Here is a 6,630-nt window from a genome sequence, read left to right as displayed (position 1 = left end):
TGTTCCTCAGACCGGAGGTTTGCCGCTCGCTTCCTTCAGATTCCACGTCGCCATGGACACCCTTGCGTTAAACTAACTGTTACTTCTGCCTTCACAGTTCGGGACTTGCACCCTACAGACTACGCCCATGCTGGGCGCACCCAAACAAACACCGCCTCGTGATGCGAGGCGGTGTTTGTTTAAAGTGATGTGTCTTGTAGGAAGTTTTGGATGATGTGGTGGTCGGGTTCGTATTTTTTCAGGGTGTAGCCTTCCTTTTTCAGCCATTCGATGATTTGCGGGAGTGCCTTTGTTGTTTGGCTGCGATCGTGCATTAAAATGATGATGTTGCGGTCGCCGGATTTATAGGCTTTTTCGACGCCGGTGCGGACGTTTTTGATGATGGTGTTTGTTTCTTTGTCTGTGTATTTCCAATCTAAGGAGTCGACGTCCCAGTCCCACATTTTGTATCCGAATTTGTTCAGTTGTTTTTGCATGGCGGGTGTGACGTGTGGTTTGCTGCCATATGGGACGCGGAGCAGTTTGGCATTGCGTCCGGTGATTTTGTGGATGAGTTTCGTGCCTTCGTTCATTTCACCGATGAATGCTTTTGGTGTTTTGTATACTTTTTTGGCGTCGTGCGTCATGCTGTGCGCGCCGATATAGTTTTCGTTTTTGGCGACGGCTTTAACAATGGTTTCATTGTCAATCATCTTTTTTCCTAGGAAGAAGAATGAACCTTGTGTGTTGTATTTTTTCAGTGTGGCGTTATTGATAGTGGTGAATTTGTTGGGGCCGTCGTCAAAGGTTAAGTAGACATTTGTTTCCGATTTTGCGGGTTGTTTGATAGGTGTTTTGACTACTGGCAATTTTACTGGTGGTTTACTTGGCGTTTTGACTACTGGCGGTTTTGCTGGTGGTTTGACTTTGTGTTTTTCATCCAACAACTTTTTAATGTGTATTTCGTAAGTTTCAGCGTTCATGTGCTTGTAGTCGTCTCGATAAATGCGCAGGGTCTGCAGGTTGGGGAAGTATTGTACTTTGAATCCAAATTCGCGGGCGATGTTTTTGACGCTGATGAAGAGCTCGCCGTCGACGTTTACAATGGGTGTAAATTTGAGTTCTATGCCGTTTTTCGTTGTTTTTTTCATGGTGTCGTCATAGCTGAGTTCGATGCCGTTCTTTCGGATGTGGGTGATGTCTGATTCTTGTTCCACTGTAAGATATAGCACTTTTGCGATGTCTTTCAGTGGTACTTTCATGTCATTGTCGATGACGCGGACGTCTTGAAAGTCGAGTAATCGGTCATGGAGTCCTACATGGCGGGTTGGCTTTTTGACTGCTGCCTCTCCCATAGGTATGCCGAAAACCAAACTCAACACGAGCGCTGTACAGATGGCAAATACAGTTTTTTTCATCGCACTGCCCCATTTCTTTATGCATATTTTCATCATAGCAAAACCTGCTAACCGTTATTGCTGATTTAGCAGATTATGCGGGGGATTATTATAAATGACTTTGCGTGCAGTATTGGTAGATTGCGGCGGTGGCGAGACAGTCGCCGATTGCGTCATGTGCATCGTGTTCGAGCTGCAAGAATTCGGTCAATGTTGTTAGTTTGTGGTTTTGTGTTTGTGTTATTTTTTTCCGGGCTAGTTTCACGGTATCGATGACGGTGAACGTCGGGATTGTGATGCCCTCTATGCTGTCTAGTGCATACAGGAAACCCATATCGAAAGAGGCATTGTGGGCGATAATCGGAAGGTCTCCGATGAATTCGAGCAGTTCGTCAATTGTTTGTTCTATGCTTGGCGCCCGTTGAACTGATTCATTTGAAATGCCTGTAAGGTGTGTAACTGCTAGTGGTATGTGGCGGTATGGATTAATGAATGTATTGAACATGTCTTTCATTTCATGATCAATGTATTTTATGGCGCCGATTTGAATGATTTTGTCCGCACCTGCTCTTAATCCTGTCGTTTCAAAGTCGAGTACGATGTAATTATTTACGGAGGCTGATGATGTTATATACTTCTTATCCTTTGCCGCTCTTCTAGCGCCCCAGTTTTGTTGTTTCGGCTTTCTTTCGAGTAATTCGAATGCTTTTGTATTCCAGTCAGCCATATAGGCACATCCTTTTCAGTAGTTTCCTTTTCTGATTAATAGTAATTCTACTTATACTACTTAATACCCTTTTTTTCAATGGTTACTCATTAATTTATTGGAAATAAAAAAGCGAGATTCCGATACGATGAATTGGAATCTCACTTTCTTAAAACGATATTGTAATAAGATGAATTTAAGAATTTAACCTATGATACGGGCTGTTGTTTCCGTTCCAGCACTCGCTTTCCGCGGGCGTTGCCTCAGCCTCCTCGTCGCTCATTACGTGCTCCCAACGCTAACGCTTTTGGTCGCAAAAGCCGTTCTGCGTTACGGCTTTTCCTGCGGGGTCTTCACCTAACGCTTTTCCCGCAGGAGTCTCGCGCTTGCACTCCAAGCAACTGCAGCTACTTAATTGGAAAGCATACAGCAAAGATTTATGTGCAATTCTTTGGAAGGTGTATTACATAGTTAGTCATTGACTACTACGAAGCTACCCGCACCTTTTGTTTCGAATTCGAGTTTATTGTTTTTGTATTTTGCTTTATATCTTTCATTCGAATTAAGGTTGAGGACAGCCACTTTGTTTGTCTTTTTCACTTTGGTTTCGTCGATTGGAAGGTTGATTTCGATTTTTTCATTGAAATGAGTCAATGCGAACCGATTCTCTCCGCTCCCGCCTTCTAGACCAAGTGTGAAGTTTTCGGATACTGCATCTGCGATTGATGACGCGTCAGCCGTGTTGAGTGTGATTGTCACGTCACCGCCAGCTTCTTTCCCTAGTTTTCCGATCGCTTTTTTCGATAATTTGTATGAAGCTTCGCCTTTTGTAATGACTAGGTTTTTACCGGATTTTTCAATCGTTTGCCAGATTGCAGCACTGAATTCGATTGTGGATTCCTGTTCGGACGGCGAAACTATAATTTGGATTTCTTTTGCCTTTTTATCATTTACTTGACCCGCGATTTCATCTTCCGTTACTAAGTGTTTTGGAACTTCCGTTAATGCCGCTACTTCAACAGCAATCGTTGCAGTAAATTCTTTGTAGCTGACTGTGATGTCTGTTGTACCTGCACCGATTGCTGTAACGATACCATTTTCGACGGTCGCTACGGTTTCATCGGCAGACGTGAATGTTGCACCTTGCGTGACGTCTTTGTCTTCTTTAGTTCCGTCCGGTTTTGTTGTCGTTTCAGTTACTGTTACTTGTTCCGTCGCACCGATTTCAAGTGCTAGGCTTTCTTTGTTGACAGCGACTGTGACTACATCAGATGTGACGCCGTCGAGCAGTTTTTCACCGCTATTTCCTGCTGCATCATTAATTACTACTTTAAGTGAATCTGTTGTCTCATTAAATGCAGGTACAGGGAATGAATACGACCCGTCTGCTGCCAGTTTGAATTCAACAGGCTCACCTGTTACGCCATTTTGAGTTAAGACATAAGATGCTTTTAGTTTTGTATTAATTTCATAGTTTAGACCATGTTTTGCGAGTTCCGGATTATAATCCAGGTATTTGTCCGTCACTTGCCCAGTTGCTAGTCCATTTGTAACCGAACCTGCAATTTCTGGATCAGTTGTTTTTACGACAATCGGTCCGACGTAACCGCCGACGGTAGGTGGTGTACCTGAAACCGTTAGTGCTGAGAAGTCAAATGTGTATAATCCATCGGGTATTTTTGTAAGCACTGCGCCCGGAGTCCAAGGCATATACTGCCCTTTCACTCCAAGCTGGTATGAACCTGCTGGTAGTGATGTCCCCGAATAGAGGTAACCGATATAACCGTCACCGTAAAAGCCGCCATTTGGATTCATGATATCCCAAATTTCTAGGTAGTTCGTTTTGAGATTGCCTGTTACGGTGAAGTAAAGCATTGCTTCATCTTGCACGCCGTCCCCGTCAAATGACAAGTCCGTTTCCGTAATTTCAAAGTCTTTGAATTCTACGGCAGCTACCCCGCTGAAGTCCGCTGCGAATGGCAATGACATTTCAGTGTCTCCGCCTGTGATCTGGATATAACCAAGCAGTTCAGAACCTGCTGTTGCATTTGCTTGTCGAGAAGCTGTCAATGTAACTGTCAGTAATTGCTCATTATTCAATGTGAATGAAGATTTGTCGACTGTTACTTGTGCATCTGCGAAGGATTTCGTAACATCTACTGCTACATTGTACGTTCCACTGCTGCCTTTCACGTCTTTCACAAGAATCTGTTTTGTCACGGAAATGTTGCCGTCTTTAATGGATTGAGGACCGAATGTGACTGTCCCTTTTTTGTTTTCGACCACTGCATTGCTATTGTCGAGTACCGCTGTATCAATTGCATAAGCAAGTGCAGATGGATGTGCTGCCGCGTAAGCGTCTACACGCCCCGCGCCTTGCGCCATGACATCATACTTAGCTGTGTCCAAAACTTTTGCTGTGTTGGATAAAGCAACTTTCACGTCAAACGCGTTCCAAGAAGGATTCGCTTGTTTAACTAGTGCTGCGATACCCGCGATATGCGGTGTTGCCATCGAAGTACCTGTTTTACGTGAAAATGCTTGGTCATAATTTGCTGTTGGGTTGTCGTCTTTGTACATTGGAATTGTTGACATGATATTCGTTCCAGGTGCACTGACGTCCGGTTTAATATCAAAGTTCGGCGTTGACGGACCACGTGAACTAGATGCGTTTACCTCGTCACCGATTGTCATGGTTTTATTGAAACCTGAGAATGTTACTGTGCCTTGTCCATTCGTAAGCGCAGCGCGAATTGCTTCGCCGTCTGTTTGGGACAAGTCATACGTTGGGATGAATTCAAATGCATCACCTAGGAATGTACCTGAAGCCTGTGGCGCATTTGAACCGCCTGTAAAGTTATGAATCAGGACTGCAATTGCACCTGCTTCTTTTGCTGCATCAATTTTGTCCACAAAGGCAATTTCTCCACGTGAGACAAGTGCTACTTTTCCTTTTACATCTAAGCCAGCATAATTGGCTTTTGTACCCATTCCGGGTATTCCTACGACTTCGTACTCATCTGCTAATTGCGAAGCTAGATCTACTTCGAATGTCGTTCCCATTAGGTTCATTGTTTTTGATAGTTTGTAGTCCCCAACAGTTACTGTTACATTGCTGTCGAAATGCGCTTCAGGATTTGTTGTATTGCCGACTGCAATTCCAAGTCGCGCTGTTGCAGGTGTCCCCATTGTCCCGCGATTCGGTCCAGAATTTCCTGTTGCGATTACTGAAATTGTTCCGGCCATCATTGCGTTATTGATGGCAAATGAGCCTGAATCTGTTTCAGAGTTTGCTCCGCCACCTAATGATAGATTGATAACATCCATCTCCTGAATCACTGCTTCTTCAATGGCTGCAACGATACCTGACGTAGATCCGCTCCCGTACGCACCCAGAACGCGGTATGCGTATAAATCTACTTTCGGTGCAATCCCTTTAACATTGTATGGATTGTCTCCGATTGCAGCAATTGTACCCGCTACGTGCGTACCGTGAGACGTATAGAAAGCGCTTCCATTCGCATTGAATTCAGGCGTTCCTGCAGGACGTTCAGACGGTAATGTTTCTGATGCGTCGTCCGCTGCACGCGTTTTCGTATATGTGGAAGAGTTCGGAATAAAGTTCTTGCCACCTTTATAAATTCCAGCGAAATCCGGATGGTCTTTGTCGATGCCTGTGTCGAGCACCGCGACTTTAATGCCTTGCCCTTCAATGCCTTCATCCCATAGTTTTTCGATTCCGAGGAATGAAATGCTTGTATCCATTGCTGCATCGACTGTTCCGGATACAGGTGTGACTGTTTCTTCGAGTGCATGTACTTCCGTATCCGGCTCGATTAGCGTAACGCCGGTAAGGTCGAGCATCTTTTCGAGGTCTTCGGCTTTAACTGTTGCAGCGAAACCGTTTAGGACCGTATCATAGGCGAATTTCTCGTTGATTTTAATGTTTTTAATTTGAGCTTCTTTTTTCACCATTGCTTGTTGGTTTTTCACTTTTGATTTTATTGTTGCTTTTTCTGTTGCTGTTAGTTTTTTCCCTTTTAGCTCTTTGATCCCCTTTTCGAGGGCTACGGGTTTTTCGGATAGGTGAACAATAATGGCTATTTGCTCACTTCCTGTTAATCCTTGTAGGTCTTTGTGCAGCTTGGAACCGCCTTCAAGTGTGTTTAGTTGTTCCGCGATGGCCGCTTTTTGTTGCATGATGCTTTCATTAGCATTTTCTGGCTTGAATGGCAGTGCACTTGCTGTTTCTGCATTTGCTGACGCTGAAAACGGTGTCAGTAATGATAGAATCATTGCGATAGCCAAGAAAGCACTGAACCGCTTTGTGAACGTGTTCTTCTTCAAATTTGAGTCCCCCTTCGCCAAATTAGTCAGAATAGTGTAACACCATTAATTTACCATAAGTTTACTAGTGTGGTAATGATACAAAATACACTTTGTGATAAATCGTTCAAAGGGACTTTGTGGAGTGGAGATTGTGCTGATATTGCTTCGGCATGGGATGGAGTTAGAGATTCTGCTAATACCGCTTCTGCGCTTTGTGGA

3 protein-coding genes are annotated in these 6,630 nt (G+C 44.1%); all 3 read right to left on the bottom strand.

Annotated features, from left to right (window positions below):
- Window positions 1–179: 179 nt before the first annotated feature.
- A complete protein-coding gene (locus AC25Y6_RS17040) occupies window positions 180–1,397 on the bottom strand; it encodes a polysaccharide deacetylase family protein (protein WP_488143858.1) in 1,218 nt (405 codons plus the stop codon).
- Between the two features lie 88 nt (window positions 1,398–1,485).
- Window positions 1,486–2,103 (bottom strand): 3'-5' exonuclease, encoded by a 618-nt coding sequence (locus AC25Y6_RS17035; RefSeq protein WP_488143857.1) that lies wholly within the window; start codon window positions 2,101–2,103, stop codon window positions 1,486–1,488.
- Window positions 2,104–2,553: 450 nt separating this feature from the next.
- A complete protein-coding gene (locus tag AC25Y6_RS17030) occupies window positions 2,554–6,429 on the bottom strand; it encodes a S8 family serine peptidase (RefSeq protein WP_488143856.1) in 3,876 nt (1,291 codons plus the stop codon).
- Window positions 6,430–6,630 lie beyond the last annotated feature (201 nt).

The organism is Sporosarcina sp. Y1004 (assembly GCF_057669665.1).
This window is presented reverse-complemented; position numbering and strand designations above follow the sequence as displayed.